At 58.0% G+C, this 17,162-nt stretch carries 14 protein-coding genes; 8 read left to right on the plus strand and 6 right to left on the minus strand.

All coding sequences use genetic code 11. From position 1 onward, the window contains the following. Window positions 1-113 precede the first annotated feature (113 nt). The 6 genes from QFI97_RS09300 (at window position 114) to yfaU (ending at window position 6,313) form a co-directional block, all read left to right on the plus strand. A complete protein-coding gene (locus QFI97_RS09300) occupies window positions 114-656 on the plus strand; it encodes a YfaZ family outer membrane protein (protein WP_346430982.1) in 543 nt (180 codons plus the stop codon). 94 nt (window positions 657-750) lie between these two features. Next, window positions 751-1,947 carry a nicotinamide mononucleotide deamidase-related protein YfaY gene (locus QFI97_RS09305; RefSeq protein WP_346430983.1) on the plus strand — a complete coding sequence of 399 codons (1,197 nt, stop codon included), beginning with the start codon at window positions 751-753 and terminating at the stop codon, window positions 1,945-1,947. A 204-nt stretch (window positions 1,948-2,151) separates the two neighbouring features. After that, complete coding sequence (locus tag QFI97_RS09310) at window positions 2,152-2,934, plus strand: IclR family transcriptional regulator (protein ID WP_095100607.1); 783 nt, start codon at window positions 2,152-2,154, stop codon at window positions 2,932-2,934. 13 nt (window positions 2,935-2,947) lie between these two features. Next, window positions 2,948-4,153 carry an L-rhamnonate dehydratase gene (rhmD, locus tag QFI97_RS09315; RefSeq protein WP_095100609.1) on the plus strand — a complete coding sequence of 402 codons (1,206 nt, stop codon included), beginning with the start codon at window positions 2,948-2,950 and terminating at the stop codon, window positions 4,151-4,153. A 52-nt stretch (window positions 4,154-4,205) separates the two neighbouring features. Further along, the gene (locus QFI97_RS09320; RefSeq protein WP_095100611.1) at window positions 4,206-5,495 is read left to right on the plus strand and encodes an MFS transporter; all 1,290 of its coding nucleotides are present in this window, start codon (window positions 4,206-4,208) and stop codon (window positions 5,493-5,495) included. Window positions 5,496-5,509: 14 nt separating this feature from the next. Next, window positions 5,510-6,313: a 2-keto-3-deoxy-L-rhamnonate aldolase gene (gene yfaU / locus QFI97_RS09325; protein ID WP_331834738.1), complete on the plus strand. Its 804-nt coding sequence runs from the start codon at window positions 5,510-5,512 to the stop codon at window positions 6,311-6,313. A gap of 25 nt (window positions 6,314-6,338) precedes the next feature. Here the strand turns inward: yfaU and glpC are convergent, their stop codons facing one another. Genes glpC through glpA form a run of 3 tightly spaced genes read right to left on the minus strand, consistent with a single transcriptional unit; the run spans window position 6,339 to window position 10,385 of the window. Then, a complete protein-coding gene (gene glpC / locus QFI97_RS09330) occupies window positions 6,339-7,517 on the minus strand; it encodes an anaerobic glycerol-3-phosphate dehydrogenase subunit GlpC (RefSeq protein WP_346430984.1) in 1,179 nt (392 codons plus the stop codon). Next, on the minus strand, window positions 7,514-8,773 hold the full coding sequence (gene glpB, locus QFI97_RS09335) for a glycerol-3-phosphate dehydrogenase subunit GlpB (protein WP_346430985.1): 1,260 nt from the start codon (window positions 8,771-8,773) through the stop codon (window positions 7,514-7,516). Before glpB ends, glpC begins: the two co-directional genes overlap by 4 nt. Further along, a complete protein-coding gene (glpA, locus tag QFI97_RS09340) occupies window positions 8,763-10,385 on the minus strand; it encodes an anaerobic glycerol-3-phosphate dehydrogenase subunit A (RefSeq protein WP_346430986.1) in 1,623 nt (540 codons plus the stop codon). The genes glpB and glpA overlap by 11 nt, the downstream gene beginning before the upstream one ends. Before the next feature lie 270 nt (window positions 10,386-10,655). Here glpA and glpT point away from each other — a divergent pair, with 270 nt between their 5' ends. Together glpT and glpQ are read left to right on the plus strand one after the other, a co-directional pair. Continuing rightward, window positions 10,656-12,002: a glycerol-3-phosphate transporter gene (gene glpT, locus QFI97_RS09345; RefSeq protein ID WP_331834734.1), complete on the plus strand. Its 1,347-nt coding sequence runs from the start codon at window positions 10,656-10,658 to the stop codon at window positions 12,000-12,002. A 9-nt stretch (window positions 12,003-12,011) separates the two neighbouring features. Further along, a complete protein-coding gene (glpQ, locus tag QFI97_RS09350; protein ID WP_331834733.1) occupies window positions 12,012-13,091 on the plus strand; it encodes a glycerophosphodiester phosphodiesterase in 1,080 nt (359 codons plus the stop codon). Between the two features lie 62 nt (window positions 13,092-13,153). Here the strand turns inward: glpQ and yfaE are convergent, their stop codons facing one another. The 3 genes from yfaE to nrdA form a co-directional block, all read right to left on the minus strand. Beyond that, window positions 13,154-13,408: a class I ribonucleotide reductase maintenance protein YfaE gene (gene yfaE, locus QFI97_RS09355; protein WP_045855971.1), complete on the minus strand. Its 255-nt coding sequence runs from the start codon at window positions 13,406-13,408 to the stop codon at window positions 13,154-13,156. Continuing rightward, a complete protein-coding gene (gene nrdB / locus QFI97_RS09360; protein ID WP_346430987.1) occupies window positions 13,408-14,538 on the minus strand; it encodes a class Ia ribonucleoside-diphosphate reductase subunit beta in 1,131 nt (376 codons plus the stop codon). Before nrdB ends, yfaE begins: the two co-directional genes overlap by 1 nt. 96 nt (window positions 14,539-14,634) lie before the next feature. After that, window positions 14,635-16,920 (minus strand): class 1a ribonucleoside-diphosphate reductase subunit alpha, encoded by a 2,286-nt coding sequence (gene nrdA / locus QFI97_RS09365; protein WP_346430988.1) that lies wholly within the window; start codon window positions 16,918-16,920, stop codon window positions 14,635-14,637. Window positions 16,921-17,162: the final 242 nt, after the last annotated feature.

Below are 17,162 nucleotides of genomic sequence, written 5' to 3' on the forward strand. Positions count from 1 at the left end.
TTACAATCACAACAATAAAGGTCGTTTTAGAACATTGATTCCGCAGCATTCGGCAGTACAATTCTGCGGTTTTTGGGACTTCTTTGATTCTTGATTTCTGGATAGAGTAAAAAATGAAAAAATGCATATTAATCGGCCTTGCCGGCATGGCGTTCGTCTCCACGGCGGCAAACGCTATCAGCGTCACCGGGCAGGCGGGTGAGCACTACACCAACCTTGGCGTTGGTTTTGGTACCGAATCAACCGGACTGGCGGTAACCGGCAACTGGATGCACAGCGATAACGACGGCGACGCGGCAGGTTTAGGGCTAGGTTTAAACATTCCGCTGGGGCCATTTCTGGCAACGGTAGGCGGCAAAGGCGTATATACCAATCCGAAAAGCAGTGATGAAGGTTATGCGGCAGCGGTCGGCGGCGGCCTGCAGTGGAAAATTGGCGACAGCTTCCGCCTGTTCGGCGAATACTACTATTCACCGGACTCCCTCTCCAGCGGTATCCAGAGCTATCAGGAAGCCAATGCCGGCGCGAGCTGGACGGTCATGCGCCCTCTGAGCATTGAGGCCGGCTATCGCTATCTGAACCTGGAAGGTAAAGACGGTAACAAAGATAATACCATTGCTGACGGCCCGTACGTCGGCGTCAGCGCCAGCTTCTGATCCCCAGGCGCGGTATCATGCCGCGCCGATTTCCTGTCTACCCAGCCAGCGCCTTTGCGTTATAGTATTTCCACTTATCAGGCTGGAGTTCACAATGTTAAACGTGGAAATGCTGTCCACCGGCGACGAAGTGCTGCATGGGCAAATCGTTGATACCAATGCCGCGTGGCTGGCGGATTTCTTTTTTAATCAGGGATTACCTTTAACGCGTCGCAACACCGTCGGTGACGATCTTGATTCTCTGATCGCAATTTTACGCGAGCGCAGCGAGCATGCGGACGTACTGATTGTCAACGGCGGGCTAGGGCCGACCAGCGACGATCTCAGCGCGCTGGCTGCGGCAACCGCTAAAGGCGAATCGTTAATTCTGCACGCCGGATGGCTGGAGACGATGACGCGTTTCTTTGCCGAACGCGGACGGCCGATGGCGGAAAGCAACCGCAAGCAGGCGGAAATCCCCGCCAGCGCGGAGATGATCAACAACCCGGTGGGCACGGCCTGCGGTTTTGCCGTTCAGCTCAATCGCTGTCTGATGTTTTTTACCCCCGGCGTGCCGTCGGAATTTAAGGTGATGGTTGAGCAGGAGATTTTACCGCGCCTGCGCGAACGCTTCCCGCTATCTGCGCCGCCGCTGTGCCTGCGCCTGACCACTTTTGGTCGTTCAGAAAGCGACCTGGCGCAAAGCCTCAATCTGCTGCCGCTGCCGCCTGGCGTGGTGATGGGCTATCGTTCTTCGATGCCGATTATTGAGCTCAAACTCACCGGGCCTGCTGAACAGCGCGACGCGATGCTGGCGCTATGGCCAGAAGTGCAAAAAGTGGCCGGCGAGAACCTGATTTTTGAAGGCACCGAAGGGCTGCCTGCGCAGATTGCGCGCCGCTTGCAGGAGCGGCAGCTGAGCCTGACCCTCAGCGAGCAGTTTACCAGCGGCCTGCTGTCGCTCCAGCTCTCCCGCGCCAATGCTCCGCTGCTGGCAAGCGAAGTGGTTCCCGCCCAGGAGGAGACGCTGGCGCAGTCGGCCCGCTGGACGTCAGAGCGGCGGGTGAAGCATTTTGCCGGCCTTGCGCTGGCGGTCTGCGGCCAGGAGGCCGACTATCTGAACTTCGTACTCTCTACCCCGGAAGGCACCCACGCGCTGCGGGTTAAGCTAAGCGTCACCCGCTACAGCCTGCAGGTCCGCCAGGAGGTTTGCGCGATGATGGCCCTGAATATGCTGCGCCGCTGGCTGAATGGCCAGCCGGTGGCCGGCGATCACGGCTGGATTAACGTTGTCGAAACGCTTTCGATTTAAGTCATAAATAGCGCCGGGAGCCTCTTCCGGCGCGTTGTCAGTCCAGCCCGTTGTACTTATTTTTAAATATTCTGTGCGCTATCCCTCATTTATATTCTTCGGAATGTCCACCTTGCTGGAATAACGCCGTGATTTGAGGCCGCTCACAATTTTCCCCCCTGACAATCGCAACACTGATTCCAGTATTCAGGATTGGAGTCCAGTATGTTGGAATCAAGCAAGGTCCCGGCGCTGACCCGCGCCATCGATATTCTCAATTTAATCGCCCGCATTGGCCCCTGCGGCGCGGCGACGATTATTGACGAACTCGGTATTCCTAAAAGTACCACCTATCTGCTGCTGGGTGAGCTGAGAAAACAGCGCTTCCTCAGTATGGATAATCAGGATAACTACTGCCTGTGGACCAAGCTGGTGGAGCTGGCCGGCCATGCCGTGAGCAAAATGGACCTGCGTGAGCTGGCCCGTCCCCGTCTGACTCAGCTAATGGACGAATGCGGGCTGCTTTGTCATCTGGGCATTATCGATCAGGGTAACGCCTACTACATCCTGAAAGTCGAATCTCCCGCCACGATCAGCGTCCGCTCACACGAGGGAAAGAGCCTCTCGCTTTATCGCTCCGGCATTGGCAAATGCCTGCTGGCCTGGCAGCCCGCGCATATACAGCACGCCATCATCAGCGAACTGCGGTGGGAGCGGTCTACGCCGACTACCATTACCACTGCCCAGCGCCTTTACGATGAGCTGGAACACATTCGCGCCAGAGGCTGGAGCTTTGATAACGGCGAGGATTACCTCGACGTCCGCTGCGTGGCCGCGCCGGTCTTTAACGCCAATAACGATCTGACCGCTGCGATCTCGGTGGTGGGGACACGTTTGCAAATCAATGAAGATAATCGTGATTACCTTGCCGGTAAGGCGATTGCCTGCGCCAAAGATATTTCCCGTTTGCTGGGGTGGAAGAGCCCTTTCGAACAACGAGCCTCATAACAAGGAGAACATCATGACCCTACCGAAAATTAAACACATCCGCGCGTGGTTTATCGGCGGCGCTACCGCAGAAAAAGGCGCTGGCGGCGGCGACTATCACGATCAGGGAGCGAACCACTGGATTGACGATCACATCGCGACGCCGATGAGCAAATACACCGAGTATGAACAATCCCGTCAGTCGTTCGGCATTAACGTGCTGGGAACGCTGATTGTTGAGGTGGAGGCCGACAACGGGCAGACCGGCTTCGCGGTGTCGACAGCGGGAGAGATGGGCTGCTTTATCGTCGAAAAACACCTTAGCCGCTTTGTCGAAGGGAAATGCGTCAGCGATATTAAACTGATCCACGATCAGATGCTCAATGCCACCCTGTACTACTCAGGCTCCGGCGGCCTGGTGCTGAATACGATTTCCTGTATCGATCTGGCGCTGTGGGATCTGTTCGGCAAAGTGGTTGGCCTGCCGGTTTACAAGCTGTTGGGCGGCGCGGTACGCGATGAAATCCGGTTCTATGCCACCGGGGCGCGTCCGGATCTGGCGCAGGAAATGGGTTTTATCGGCGGCAAAATGCCGACGCACTGGGGGCCGCACGACGGCGATGCCGGGATCCGCAAAGACGCCGCTATGGTTGCAGAATATCGCGAGAAATGCGGCCCGGACTTCTGGCTGATGCTGGATTGCTGGATGAGCCAGGACGTGAACTACGCCACTAAGCTGGCCCACGCCTGTGCGCCCTATAACCTCAAGTGGATTGAAGAGTGCCTGCCGCCGCAGCAGTACGAAGGCTATCGCGAACTCAAGCGCAATGCGCCTGCCGGGATGATGGTCACCAGCGGCGAGCACCACGGCACGCTGCAATCTTTCCGCACGCTATCGGAAACCGGCATCGATATTATGCAACCCGACGTCGGCTGGTGCGGCGGGTTGACCACCCTGGTCGAGATCGCGGCGATCGCGAAGGCGCGCGGTCAGCTGGTGGTGCCGCACGGCTCGTCGGTCTATTCGCACCATGCGGTTATTACCTTCACCAACACCCCTTTTAGCGAGTTCCTGATGACCAGCCCGGATTGCGCCACGCTGCGCCCTCAGTTTGACCCGATCCTGTTGGGCGAGCCGGTGCCGCAGAACGGACGGATCCATAAATCCGTGCTGGATAAACCGGGATTTGGCGTTGAATTGAATCGCGACTGTAATCTCAAACGCCCTTATAGCCACTGATCTCGTCGTGCCGCGCAGCGTCGCTGTGCGGCCAATTCCTGAGGATATTGCGATGAGTAATAATTTGCTGGAGAGCGTGGTTAAGAAAAACCGCGCCCGTTTGATCCCCTTTATGCTGGCGCTGTACGTGCTGGCGTTTCTTGATCGTTCGAATATTGGTTTTGCCAAAGAGACCTACCAGCTTGATACCGGGCTGAGCAACGAGGCCTACGCGCTTGGCGCCGGGATATTTTTTGTGGTGTATGCCTTTCTTGGGGTGCCCGCGAATCTGCTGATGCGTAAATTTGGCGCGAGAAAATGGATTGGCTGCACCACTTTACTGTGGGGCGTGCTTTCTGCGGCAATGGCATGGGCGGATAGCGAAACAAAATTCCTGCTGGTACGGACGTTGCTCGGTGCCGCCGAAGCGGGCTTTTTCCCGGGAATGATCTACCTGACTTCCCAATGGTTCCCCCAACAGAACCGCGCCAGCATTATGGGACTGTTCTATATGGGCGCGCCGCTGGCGCTGACGCTCGGTTCGCCGTTATCCGGCGCGCTGCTGGAAATGCACGGTTTTATGGGTCATCCCGGCTGGTTCTGGATGTTTGTGATTGAAGGGCTGTTGGCCGTCTGCGCGGGCTTTTTCACCTTCTTCTGGCTCGACGATACGCCGCAAAATGCGCGTTTTCTGACCGCCGCGGAAAAGCAGGCGCTGATTAGCCAGCTGGCGAGCGAAGAGGAGAAAAAGGTGACTTCGCGGCTCTCCGATGCGTTGCGCAACGGGCGCGTCTGGCAGCTGGCGATTATCTATCTGACGATTCAGGTTGCCGTGTATGGTCTGATCTTCTTCCTGCCGACCCAGGTTGCCGCGCTGCTGGGCACTAAAGTGGGATTTGTGGCCTCGGTGGTGACGGCGATTCCGTGGATTGCGGCTCTGCTGGGGACCTGGTTTATTCCGCGCTACTCCGATCGTACCGGCGAACGACGGAATATTGCGGCGCTGACCTTACTGGCGGCAGCGATTGGCATCGGCGTCTCCGGGCTGGTGCCACCGGTGCTGGCGATACTGGCGCTGTGCGTCGCGGCGGTCGGCGTGATCGCCGTCCAGCCGGTATTCTGGACGATGCCGACGCAATTACTGTCCGGTACCGCGCTGGCCGCAGGCATTGGCTTCGTCAACCTGTTCGGCGCAATCGGCGGCTTTCTGGCTCCGATCGTTCGCGTCCAGGCGGAAACGATTTTCGCCAGCCATTCCGCCGGCCTGCTGACGCTCTCCTGCGTGGCGATTGTGGGCGTCGTTATTATCTTTTCACTGAGCGTAACTCGCATGGTGCCGCAGTCCGGCAGCGTACCGCATTAATATAAGGAAGACTTATGAACGCTATTTTATCGAACCCGTTTAAAGCGGGATTATCCAGGGGAGAAACGCAGATTGGCCTGTGGTTGAGCTCAACCTCTTCCTACGTGGCCGAGATTGCCGCCACGGCAGGCTACGACTGGCTGCTGATTGATGGCGAGCATGCGCCAAATACCATTCAGGATCTTTACCATCAGCTGCAGGCCATTGCTCCCTATGCCAGCCAGCCGGTTATACGCCCGGTCGAGGGGAGCCGCAGCTTGATTAAGCAGGTGCTGGATATCGGCGCCCGGACGTTACTTATCCCAATGGTCGATACGGCCGGCCAGGCGCGGGATATTGTCGCGGCAACCCGCTATCCGCCCATCGGCACGCGCGGAGTGGGCGCCGGCGTGGCGCGGGCGGCGCGCTGGGGCCGGGTTGGGAACTATATGGCGCAGGCGAATGATGAACTCTGTCTGCTCATTCAGGTCGAGAGCAAAACGGCGCTCGACAATCTGGATGAGATCCTCGAAGTGGCAGGCATTGATGGCGTATTTATCGGCCCCGCCGATTTATCTGCCTCCCTCGGCTACCCGGATAACGCCGGTCATCCTGAAGTGCAGAGGATTATTGAACAGAGCATTCGCCGCATTCGCGCGGCGGGCAAAGCGGCCGGATTCCTTGCCGTCGATCCGAAAATGGCGCAAAAAAGCCTCGAGTGGGGCGCCAATTTTGTCGCCGTTGGCGTAGATACTCAGCTCTATACCGATGCGCTGGATAGCCGGCTGGCGATGTTTAAGCCCGGCGCACGGCGGGAGGAGGGAAAGGGGAGCTACTGACCCCCCGTAATCATGGCGCAGAGGTTCAGGCCAGCGCCTGCGCCAGCAGGGTGATGGGATGTTCACAGCGCTTGCTGGTGGACATCTCAATCTGCCATTTGCAGGTTTCACAATCGGTCACCACAATATCGGCGCCGCTCTCCTCAATCTGGCGGAAGAGCGGCGCGCCGATGGCCTGCGAAGAAGCGTAGTTCTCCGATTTAAACCCGTAGGTACCGGCGATGCCGCAGCATTGCGAATCAAGGACCTCCAGCCGCAGCCCGGGAATTTGCCGCAGCAGTTCGAGGCTATACAGCGACCAGCCTATCTTTTCCATATGGCAAGGGGTGTGGTAGACCACCTTAAGCGGCAGCGGTTTTAGCGGCAGGGTTCGCCCGCCGTCAAGCTGGCGCCAGATCCAGCGCGTTGCCAGCTCAACGTTGTCGCGCACGTCGCTATTGTCAACATCCAGCACGTGCGGATACTCATCGCGCAGGGTGAAAGTGCAGGTGGAGGAGGTGGCGATGGTCGGTAGCGCGCTTTCGCGCATGGCGGCGACGTTACTCAGCGCCTGCCTGCGGGCTTTGGCAAAAAAGCCGTTGGCAATTAGCGGTACGCCGCAGCATTTTTCTTTGGACAGCAGCTGTACCCCGGTGCCCATGGCGTTCAGCACGCGGATAAGATCTTTACCCAGCTGCGGATGGTTGTAGTTGACGTAGCAGCCGTGAAAGAACGCGACCTGGTCGCTAAACTGCGCCTGCCGCGCGGCGAGCTGGCGGTATGCCCGGCGGAAAGTGCCGAAACCGTATTTTGGCAGCGTCCGACGGTGATCTATCCTGAGCGCCGTATCGAGCAGCCGGCGCACCGGCTGTAGCCCCGTTACGGCGTTGACCAGCGGCGCAAACGGCGTAGAAAGCGTGCCCATAAGATCCGTATGGCTCAGCACCGCATCGCGTAGGGTGGGCTTCTGCTGGCCGTACTGCGCCCGAGCCCGCTGGATAATATCGCCGATTTTAACGTCAGAGGGACAGGCGACCTCGCAGCGCTTGCAGTTAATGCAGTACTTCAACGCTTCGTCATACAGCGCGCCGTCTTTTAGCCGCAGCCGCTCGCCGTCGGGTCCCGCCTGTTTAGGGCCAGGGTAGCGCGGGTTAACCCGGCTGACCGGGCAGGCGGTGGTGCAAACGGTGCATTTGATGCAGCTCTCAAAGCGGGTATCGTTCATCGTTCGCCTCCGGCAAGGTCGTTGATTTGTTTGGCGACGTGCAGCGCGGTGACTGCGCAAACGCCGCCGCCGCATCCCAGCTGAATAGCGTCAAAGCCGCTGAGCAGAGAACCAGCGGCAAACAGGTTGTTGAGCGGCTGTCCCTGCAGCAACGGACGCAGCATGGCGTCCGTTTTAAGGCCGAAGCGTTGCCAGGGCTGGGAGGCGAAGAAATCCCGCTGATACCAGCTCTCACGGGGCAGGCTTTGCTGTAGATCGAGGCCAAGAATCGGCTCGCGCACGCCATCGCGCCCGGCAATCAGGCCATTGCTGAAGAAGCTGCCGCTGGCCAGGATGGTAAAGCGCGGACGCAGCGGGATATCGCCGTGGTTACGCGTCCATACCCTGTTGACCGTCCCATCCTGATGGCTGATGTTGGTCACCTCATCTCCGGCCAGCCACGTTCCTCCGCCGCGTATAAAGCGGCGCTGGAGCTGGCTATGCAGGCGCATTCCCGGTACCGAAGGGGGCAGAGTTGGCAGCAGGCGCAGCGGGCAGGGCAGTCGTTCCTGTAGCCACAGATACAGGTGGTTATCGCTAAGGCCAAAGCAGGCGGGCAGGATCAGCAGATCGTGCTCGCGCGCCAGCGGAAGCAGCGCGGCCAGCAGCGCCGGCCAGTGGCGCTCGTCATCCAGCATTCTGGCGATATTGGCGGCGCGAAATTCGCTCGGACTCTCGCGCAGGACATCCAGCAGCGGTAAGTCGATTTCCGCCGCGCTGGCGTTCATCCCGTGTTGATTAAGCGACGCGGCGGCGAGGTGCGGCTGGAAGTCGGCAAAGCCGCCGATCCCGACCAGGCAGGGGCGCAGGGCGGTTAACGGATAAACGGGAACTTCCTGCGGGGAGAGCCACGCGACGCGCAGGGCGCCGAGCGGCGTGATGCGCAGGTGCGGCCGGGCGGTATCGCCCTGCATCATTATGCCGCTGGCGGCCAGCAGCGCCTGGGTTTGCGCCGCGTAGTCCATGACGCGCTGTACGCCGATCCTTGCGTAAGGATGCTCCGGGGTCTGGGTCGCCAGCCGGGCGAGCCCCTGGGCAACGTCGGTAACTTTGTCGCCATTGGGCAGCTCGGATAGCAGGTCCAGCGAGGCGGAGGAGAAATGCAGCGCGCTTTGACCGCGGCTGACGATCGCGCTGCGCAAACCGTATTGATTCAGGCTCAGCCCGCAAAGTAGCCCGGCGAGCCCGCCGCCGATAATCGCGCAATCAAATTTCATCCTGCTGCTCCTTTTGCAAACCGCACAGCCCGAGATAGACCCAGCGGGTGAATTCACTCTCACGAAGCGCATCGCCCCATGCTACGGGCTGCACGCCTTTCCAGCGCTCGTTTAAAAACTCCGATAGCTGGGTCAGCGATTGGGCCGGCGTGGCGACATTGAAGCGCTGCAGTAGCCCGGCGGCGCGGCAGGCGCACAGCTCGCCCTGGCAGGTTCCCATGCCGATTCGGGTGCGACGGCGTAAATCGAGCAGGTTATTGACCGCTAAGTTTTCTACCGCGTACTGCACTTCCCCCGCCGTAACCGCTTCGCACTCGCAGACCAGGCTGCGATGCTGGCGGCTATCGCCAAGCCAGGCGGGCGTGCGATCGCCGTGACGGTACACGGCCGATCCCCGCAGCGGCGCGGGCAGAGAGATGATTTTTTGCAGCGTTGTTTCGACCGGCTCGCGGGAACCTGGTAAAGGCGCGTCGGCGGTGGTGCAGGGGACGGTGTTGCCGAGCTTGCGGCAAACGGCGTCCGTCGCCCATTCCGCCATCAGACGGTAGGTCATCAGCTTGCCGCCGGTAATGGTGATAAACCCGGCCATCCCGTCGCGTTCGGCGTGATCTAACAGCACAATACCGCGACTGACGCTACGCCCGCTGGGATCGTTATCGCTGGCGACCAGCGGGCGCACGCCGGAGTAGGCGCGCAGCACCCGGGTGCGGGCCATGACGGGGGTCAGCTTCTCGCCTTCGCGAAGCAGGGTATCGACTTCCGCAGCGGTGACCCGATTATCGTCAATTTCATCGTAGGGAATATGCACCGAGGTGGTGCCAATCAGGGAGATGGTGTCCCCGGGTACCAGAATATCCGCATCGGCAGGCTTGCGGCAGCGGTTGATAACGTGCCGGTTGATGCGATGGTCGAGGATCAGCAACGATCCTTTAGCCGGAAACATCGCAATGCGCAGGTCGGCATATTCCGCGATCCGCTGCCCCCAGATCCCGGCGGCATTGACCACCACTCCGGCGCGCAGCGTGCGGCTTTCGCGGCGCTTATGGTCATAGCACTGCACGCCGTGGACCCGATCGCCGCTACGCAGCAGGCCGGTGATTTCGCACCCGGTAAGGATGGTGGCGCCGTGTTCGCGGGCGTCAAGCATATTGGCCGCGCTCAGACGGAACGGATCGACCGTGCCGTCGGGTACCTGAACGGCGCCGAGAAGCGCGGGATTGACGGTCGGCTCAATGCGCAGCGCCTCGGCGGGCGACAGCTGACGGGTCTCAATTCCGGCCTGATGGCAGGCGTGAATAAAGGTTTGCTGCCAGGCGAGGTCGTCTTCAGGAAGGGTGATAAACAGCCCGTTAGTGGGTTCCACGCAGTGACGGGCGATGCGGCGCAGGATCCGGTTTTCGCTGATGCATTCGCGCGCCGATTCGCCGTCGGTCGCCGCGTAGCGGGCGCCGCTGTGCAGCAACCCGTGATTGCGCCCGGTCGCCCCGGTGGCGATATCGTGGCGTTCTACCAGGGTTACGCGCAGCCCGCGGAGCGCGCAGTCGCGGGCGATCCCTGCTCCGGTTGCGCCGCCGCCAATGACAATGACATCACATTCACCGGTCTCGGCCATCTCTCTATCCCTCTACTTTCGTTTTACGCCATTTAGCCACACAAATAGTACGTATTGTTTGATTTCGAGCATATTCGCGCGCTTATCGAGCATGGAATGTGATTTCATGCTCACAATGGAATGTTTTGTCATATTTTTGTAACAAAGCGTGCGATATTTCACAGTATCGTCTGCGAGGTTTCCCTACCATCGCGCCATATCAGAAGTGGGTGATTAAATTAGGTTTTTTTTTACCTGTACCCATAAAAGCAAATGGCAACGGAGGCTGCTATGTTAAGTATTTTCAAACCCGCGGCGCATAAAGCGCGTTTACCCGCGGCGGAAATTGACCCGCACTATCGTCGATTACGCTGGCAGATTTTTATCGGTATTTTCTTTGGCTATGCCGCCTACTATCTGGTGCGCAAGAACTTTGCGTTAGCCATGCCTTACCTGGTGGAGCAGGGATTCTCTCGCGGCGATCTTGGCTTTGCGCTGTCCGGGATTTCAATCGCCTATGGTTTTTCAAAATTCATTATGGGCTCGGTATCCGATCGCTCGAATCCGCGTGTTTTTCTGCCCGCAGGGCTGATTCTGGCGGCGCTGGTGATGCTGGTCATGGGCTTTGTGCCCTGGGCGACCTCCAGCATCATGGTTATGTTTGTACTGCTGTTCCTCTGCGGCTGGTTTCAGGGAATGGGTTGGCCGCCGTGCGGGCGCACGATGGTGCACTGGTGGTCGCAGAAGGAGCGTGGGGGCATTGTTTCGGTATGGAACTGCGCGCATAACGTTGGCGGCGGGATCCCGCCGCTGCTGTTCCTGCTCGGGATGGCGTGGTTCAACGACTGGCACGCGGCGCTGTATATGCCGGCTTTCGGCGCAATTTTGCTGGCGATATTTGCCTTTGCCATGATGCGCGATACCCCGCAGTCCTGCGGCCTGCCGCCGATTGAAGAGTATAAAAACGATTATCCGGATGATTACAGCGAACAGCATGAACAGGAGCTCACCGCCCGGCAGATCTTCCAGCAGTATATTCTGCCGAACAGGCTGCTGTGGTATATCGCCATCGCCAACGTCTTTGTCTACCTGCTGCGCTACGGCATTCTCGACTGGTCGCCAACCTACCTGAAAGAGGTGAAGCACTTTGCGCTGGATAAATCCTCCTGGGCCTACTTCCTGTACGAATATGCGGGGATCCCCGGAACGCTGATTTGCGGCTGGATGTCGGATAAGGTGTTCAGAGGCAACCGCGGGGCGACCGGGGTCTTCTTTATGACGCTGGTGACCATCGCTACCGTCGTTTACTGGCTTAACCCGCCGGGTAATCCGGGCGTTGATATGGCCTGCATGATCGTTATCGGCTTCCTGATTTACGGTCCGGTGATGCTGATTGGCCTGCATGCTCTCGAGCTGGCACCGAAGAAGGCCGCCGGTACCGCGGCGGGCTTTACCGGGCTGTTCGGTTATCTGGGAGGCTCCGTTGCCGCCAGCGCGATCGTCGGCTACACCGTCGACTTCTTCGGCTGGGACGGCGGGTTTATGGTGATGATTGGCGGCAGCGTGCTGGCGGTGCTGCTGCTGATTGTGGTAATGGTGGGTGAAAAGCGTCATCACCAGCAGCTGAAACAGTCCTGAGGAATGAGCATGAAAACGGCAATAACGACCTTGATGACCGGGATTTTGCTGGCAGGCTCCACGCTGAGTTTTGCCGCTCAGGCGGGGGATAAGATAGTCATTGCCCACCGTGGCGCCAGCGGCTATCTGCCGGAGCATACGCTGCCGGCGAAAGCGATGGCCTATGCCCAGGGCGCCGATTATCTCGAGCAGGACCTGGTGATGACCAAAGACGATCGGCTGGTGGTGCTGCATGACCACTATCTCGATCGGGTTACCGATGTGGCGGAGAGATTTCCGCAGCGCGCGCGTCAGGATGGCCGCTTTTACGCGATCGACTTCACCCTGGCGGAGATAAAAACGCTGAAGTTCAGCGAGGGGTTTGAACCCAAAAACGGTAAGAACGTCCAGACCTTCCCGGGGCGCTTCCCGATGGGAAAAGCGGATTTCCGTATTCATACCTTTGAAGAGGAGATTGAGTTCGTTCAGGGGCTGAACCACTCAACGGGGAAAAATATCGGTATTTACCCGGAAATTAAAGCGCCGTGGTTCCACCATCAGGAAGGCAAGGATATCGCCACCGCCGCCCTGCAGGTGCTGAAGAAGTATGGCTACACCAGCAAGCAGGATAAAGCGTATCTGCAATGTTTTGATGCCAACGAGCTTAAGCGCATTAAGAATGAGCTGGAGCCGAAGATGGGCATGAACCTGAATCTGGTGCAGCTGATCGCTTACACCGACTGGCACGAAACCCAGCAGCGCGAGGCGGATGGCAAATGGGTTAACTACAGCTATGACTGGATGTTTAAGCCCGGCGCGATGGGGCAGATTGCCCAATACGCCGACGGCATTGGTCCGGACTACCACATGCTGGTGGCGGCGAACGCCGGACCGGGCCAGGTGACGCTGACCGACATGGTAAAAGAGGCGCATCGCCAGCATCTGGTGGTCCATCCGTATACCGTCCGCGCGGACCAGCTGCCGGATTACGTCACCAACGTGAATCAGCTGTTCGACCTGCTGTATAACAAGGCCGGCGTCGATGGGCTGTTCAGCGACTTCCCGGATAAGGCGGTACAGTTCCTGCAGCAAGAAGGGGAACGCCGCTAACCCGCGGCGTGAATGGCAAACCTGTCCGCGCCGGCCGGCGCGGATGGGATTTTGCCGGGCCGCTACATCTCGATTTCGATATCGCTTTTTGCCCGGCAGCAGCAGGGCAAAATCTCTCCCGGCTGAATAAACGCCAGCGGCTCGGTCAGCCAGTCAACCTGGCCGGACACCAGACGCGTGCGGCAGGAGCCGCAATAACCTTCGCGGCACTGATACTCCACGTCGATATTATGCGATTCCAGGGCATCAAGCAGGCAGCGGTGTTCATCCTGACACTCGAGATGAGTGTCAGAAATTTTCAGAAAAATGCGTTTCATCAGAGCTGGAAGTTGCTCAGGTCGTCGGCATCGACTTCGGCATCGATCTGGCCCACCAGGTAGGAGCTGACTTCCACTTCCTGCGGCGCAACCTGCACGTTATCGGATACCAGCCAGGTATTGATCCACGGGATGGGGTTGGAGCGGGTCTGGAACGGCAGATCGAGGCCGACCGCCTGCATGCGGATGTTGGTGATGTATTCGACGTACTGGCAGAGAATATCTTTGTTCAGACCGATCATCGAACCATCGCGGAACAGATAATCCGCCCACTCTTTCTCCTGCTGAGCCGCCAGCACGAACAGGTCATAGCACTGCTGCTTGCACTCTTCGGCAATTTCGGCCATTTCCGGATCGTCGACGCCGGAGCGTAGCAGGTTCAGCATATGCTGGGTGCCGGTGAGATGCAGCGCTTCGTCGCGAGCGATCAGACGGATGATTTTAGCGTTACCTTCCATCAACTTACGTTCGGCGAAGGCGAAGGAGCAGGCGAAGCTGACGTAGAAGCGAATCGCTTCCAGCGCGTTAACGCTCATCAGGCACAGGTACAGTTTCTTTTTCAGCTCGCGCAGATTCACGGTGACGGTTTTACCGTTAACGCTATGCGTGCCTTCACCCAGCAGATGCCAGTAGCTGGTCAGCTCAATGAGCTCATCGTAATAGCTGGAGATCCCTTCCGCGCGCTTCTGAATCTGCTCGTTGGTGACGATATCATCGAAGACCATCGCCGGATCGTTGACGATATTGCGGATGATATGAGTGTAGGAGCGCGAGTGAATGGTTTCAGAAAACGCCCAGGTTTCCACCCAGGTTTCCAGCTCAGGAATCGAAATCAGCGGCAGTAGCGCAACGTTCGGGCTGCGGCCCTGAATGGAATCCAGCAGGGTCTGGTACTTCAGGTTGCTGATGAAGATATGCTTTTCATGGTCCGGCAGCGCCTGATAATCGATACGATCGCGAGAAACGTCAACTTCCTCCGGGCGCCAGAAGAAGGAGAGCTGCTTTTCGATGAGCTTTTCGAAGATGTCATATTTTTGCTGATCGTAACGGGCAACGTTAACCGGCTGGCCAAAAAACATCGGCTCAAGCAGCTGATCGTTTTTGGTCTGTGAAAAGGTGGTATATGCCATTAAATGTGCGTCCTGTGATGTTATTGCCCTTCGCTCCGGCCCTGCAGAGAGGGCCGGGCTTTGATGTTCCCTCGCCCAGGGGCGAGGGGGGCGTTATCAGATCTTACAAGCGCCGCTTTCGCAGCCGTCGTCCTGGATGGATGGCGCCAAATCGTCCTGTGCATCTTCCGCGCCATCACGGGTGTTGTGATAGTACAGAGTTTTTACGCCAAATTTATAGGCATTGAGCAGGTCTTTCAGCAGCTGCTGCATCGGCACTTTTCCGGACTGGAAGCGCGTCGGGTCGTAGTTGGTGTTCGCCGAAATCGACTGGTCGATAAACTTCTGCATAATGCCGACCAGCTGCAGATAGCCATCGTTGCTCGGCATTTCCCACAGCAGCTCGTAGCTGTTCTGCAGTTTTTCGTAATCCGGAACCACCTGGCGCAGAATGCCGTCTTTCGAGGCTTTGATGCTTACATGGCCGCGCGGCGGCTCAATACCGTTAGTGGCGTTAGAGATCTGCGAAGAGGTCTCTGAAGGCATCAGCGCGGACAGGGTAGAGTTGCGCAGGCCGTGGGTTTTGATCGACTCACGCAGCTGCTCCCAGTCGTAGTGCAGCGACTCGCTGACGATAGCGTCGAGATCCTTTTTATAGGTATCGATCGGCAGAACGCCCTGAGCATAGGTGGTTTCGTTGAACCACGGGCAGGCGCCCTGTTCGATAGCCAGCTCGTTGGAGGCTTTCAGCAGGTAGTACTGAATAGCTTCAAAGGTTTTGTGCGTCAGGTTGTTGGCGCTGCCGTCGGAGTAGCGTTTGCCGTGTTTTGCCAGATAGTAGGCAAAGTTAATCACGCCGATACCCAGCGTACGACGGCCCATCGCGCCGCGTTTTGCCGCCAGAATCGGGTAGTCCTGATAATCGAGCAGCGCATCCAGCGCGCGAACCGCCAGCACCGCCAGATCTTCCAGCTCGTCCAGGCTCTCAATCACGCCGAGGTTGAACGCTGACAGAGTGCACAGCGCGATTTCGCCGTTTTCATCGTTGACGTCATCCAGCGGCTTGGTCGGCAGGGCGATTTCCAGGCACAGGTTGGACTGACGAACGGGCGCGATAACCGGGTCGAACGGGCTGTGGGTGTTGCAGTGGTCAACGTTCTGGATGTAGATACGGCCGGTAGAGGCGCGCTCCTGCATCATCAGAGAGAACAGCTCAACCGCTTTGATCCGCTGCTTGCGGATGCTGTCATCTTTTTCGTACTGGGTATACAGACGCTCAAATTCGTCCTGATCGGCGAAGAAGGCGTCATACAGGCCCGGGACGTCGGACGGGCTGAACAGGGTGATATCTTCACCTTTCAGCAGGCGGGTGTACATCAGCTTGTTGATCTGTACGCCGTAGTCCATATGACGAACGCGGTTCGCCTCGGTGCCGCGGTTGTTTTTCAGCACCAGCAGGGTTTCAACTTCCAGGTGCCACATCGGATAGAAAAGGGTGGCCGCACCGCCGCGCACGCCGCCCTGTGAACAGGACTTCACCGCAGTCTGGAAGTGCTTATAGAACGGGATACAGCCGGTGTGGAAGGCTTCACCGCCGCGAATCGGGCTACCCAGCGCGCGGATGCGTCCGGCGTTAATGCCGATACCGGCGCGCTGGGAAACGTATTTCACAATCGCGCTGGAGGTGGCGTTGATGGAGTCCAGGCTGTCGCCGCACTCGATCAGCACGCAGGAGCTGAACTGGCGGGTCGGCGTACGCACCCCGGACATGATCGGCGTCGGCAGCGAAATCTTGAAGGTGGATACCGCGTCATAGAAGCGCTTGACGTAGTCCAGACGGGTCTCGCGCGGGTAGTTCGAGAACAGGCAGGCGGCGACCAGAATGTAGAGGAACTGGGCGCTTTCATAAATTTCGCCGGTCACGCGGTTCTGCACCAGATACTTACCTTCCAGCTGCTTAACAGCCGCATAGGAGAAGCTCATATCGCGATCGTGCACGATGAACGAATCCATCTGCTTGAACTCTTCTTCCGTGTAGTCTTCCAGCAGATGAGTATCGTATTTACCCTTGTTGACCATCTTCGTGACGTGATCGAACAGCGCCGGCGGCTCGAACTGGCCGTAGGCCTTTTTACGCAGATGGAAAATCGCCAGACGCGCGGCGAGATACTGGTAATCCGGGGCATCGCGAGAGATAAGATCCGCGGCCGCTTTGATGATGGTTTCGTGAATATCGGCGGTTTTGATGCCGTCGTAGAACTGAATGTGGGAACGCAATTCTACCTGAGAAATCGAAACGTTATTCAGTCCTTCTGCCGCCCAATCCAGCACGCGATGGATTTTGTCGAGATTAATACGCTCGGTTGTACCGTCGCGCTTTGTCACCAGCAGACTCTGATTCATGTGGATTATACCTGTCCGTGAAAGAAAATATCCCCCGCTTATCCACAGATGGCCGTTGTGACTAACTCTGTGGATAAATACTATATGTTGGGGGTTGTCGATAAAAAGAACGCTATATGGTGAGTATTCTAGTAAGGATTCTTTTGAGTACAAGAGTTGATTTTGACGTTAAATTGAGGTTGCGGAAGCGTAATAATAGCCGGGACCACGTCGCATAAGGCCTGGAGAAGATGTCAATAAAC

Origin of the sequence: Klebsiella scottii (assembly GCF_036561945.1) — a bacterium.
In the GTDB taxonomy this organism is placed as follows: Bacteria; Pseudomonadota; Gammaproteobacteria; order Enterobacterales; family Enterobacteriaceae; genus Klebsiella; species Klebsiella scottii.

Bases quoted from the DNA above. Each gene is read 5' to 3' on its own strand.
- glpQ (WP_331834733.1), top strand. From the start codon at position 12,012: ATGAAAACGGCAATAACGACCTTGATGACCGGGATTTTGCTGGCAGGC.
- QFI97_RS09310 (WP_095100607.1), top strand. From the start codon at position 2,152: ATGTTGGAATCAAGCAAGGTCCCGGCGCTGACCCGCGCCATCGATATT.
- glpA (WP_346430986.1), bottom strand. From the start codon at position 10,385: ATGGCCGAGACCGGTGAATGTGATGTCATTGTCATTGGCGGCGGCGCA.
- QFI97_RS09300 (WP_346430982.1), top strand. From the start codon at position 114: ATGAAAAAATGCATATTAATCGGCCTTGCCGGCATGGCGTTCGTCTCC.
- rhmD (WP_095100609.1), top strand. From the start codon at position 2,948: ATGACCCTACCGAAAATTAAACACATCCGCGCGTGGTTTATCGGCGGC.
- QFI97_RS09305 (WP_346430983.1), top strand. From the start codon at position 751: ATGTTAAACGTGGAAATGCTGTCCACCGGCGACGAAGTGCTGCATGGG.
- yfaE (WP_045855971.1), bottom strand. From the start codon at position 13,408: ATGAAACGCATTTTTCTGAAAATTTCTGACACTCATCTCGAGTGTCAG.
- yfaU (WP_331834738.1), top strand. From the start codon at position 5,510: ATGAACGCTATTTTATCGAACCCGTTTAAAGCGGGATTATCCAGGGGA.
- QFI97_RS09320 (WP_095100611.1), top strand. From the start codon at position 4,206: ATGAGTAATAATTTGCTGGAGAGCGTGGTTAAGAAAAACCGCGCCCGT.
- glpT (WP_331834734.1), top strand. From the start codon at position 10,656: ATGTTAAGTATTTTCAAACCCGCGGCGCATAAAGCGCGTTTACCCGCG.
- nrdA (WP_346430988.1), bottom strand. From the start codon at position 16,920: ATGAATCAGAGTCTGCTGGTGACAAAGCGCGACGGTACAACCGAGCGT.
- nrdB (WP_346430987.1), bottom strand. From the start codon at position 14,538: ATGGCATATACCACCTTTTCACAGACCAAAAACGATCAGCTGCTTGAG.
- glpB (WP_346430985.1), bottom strand. From the start codon at position 8,773: ATGAAATTTGATTGCGCGATTATCGGCGGCGGGCTCGCCGGGCTACTT.
- glpC (WP_346430984.1), bottom strand. From the start codon at position 7,517: ATGAACGATACCCGCTTTGAGAGCTGCATCAAATGCACCGTTTGCACC.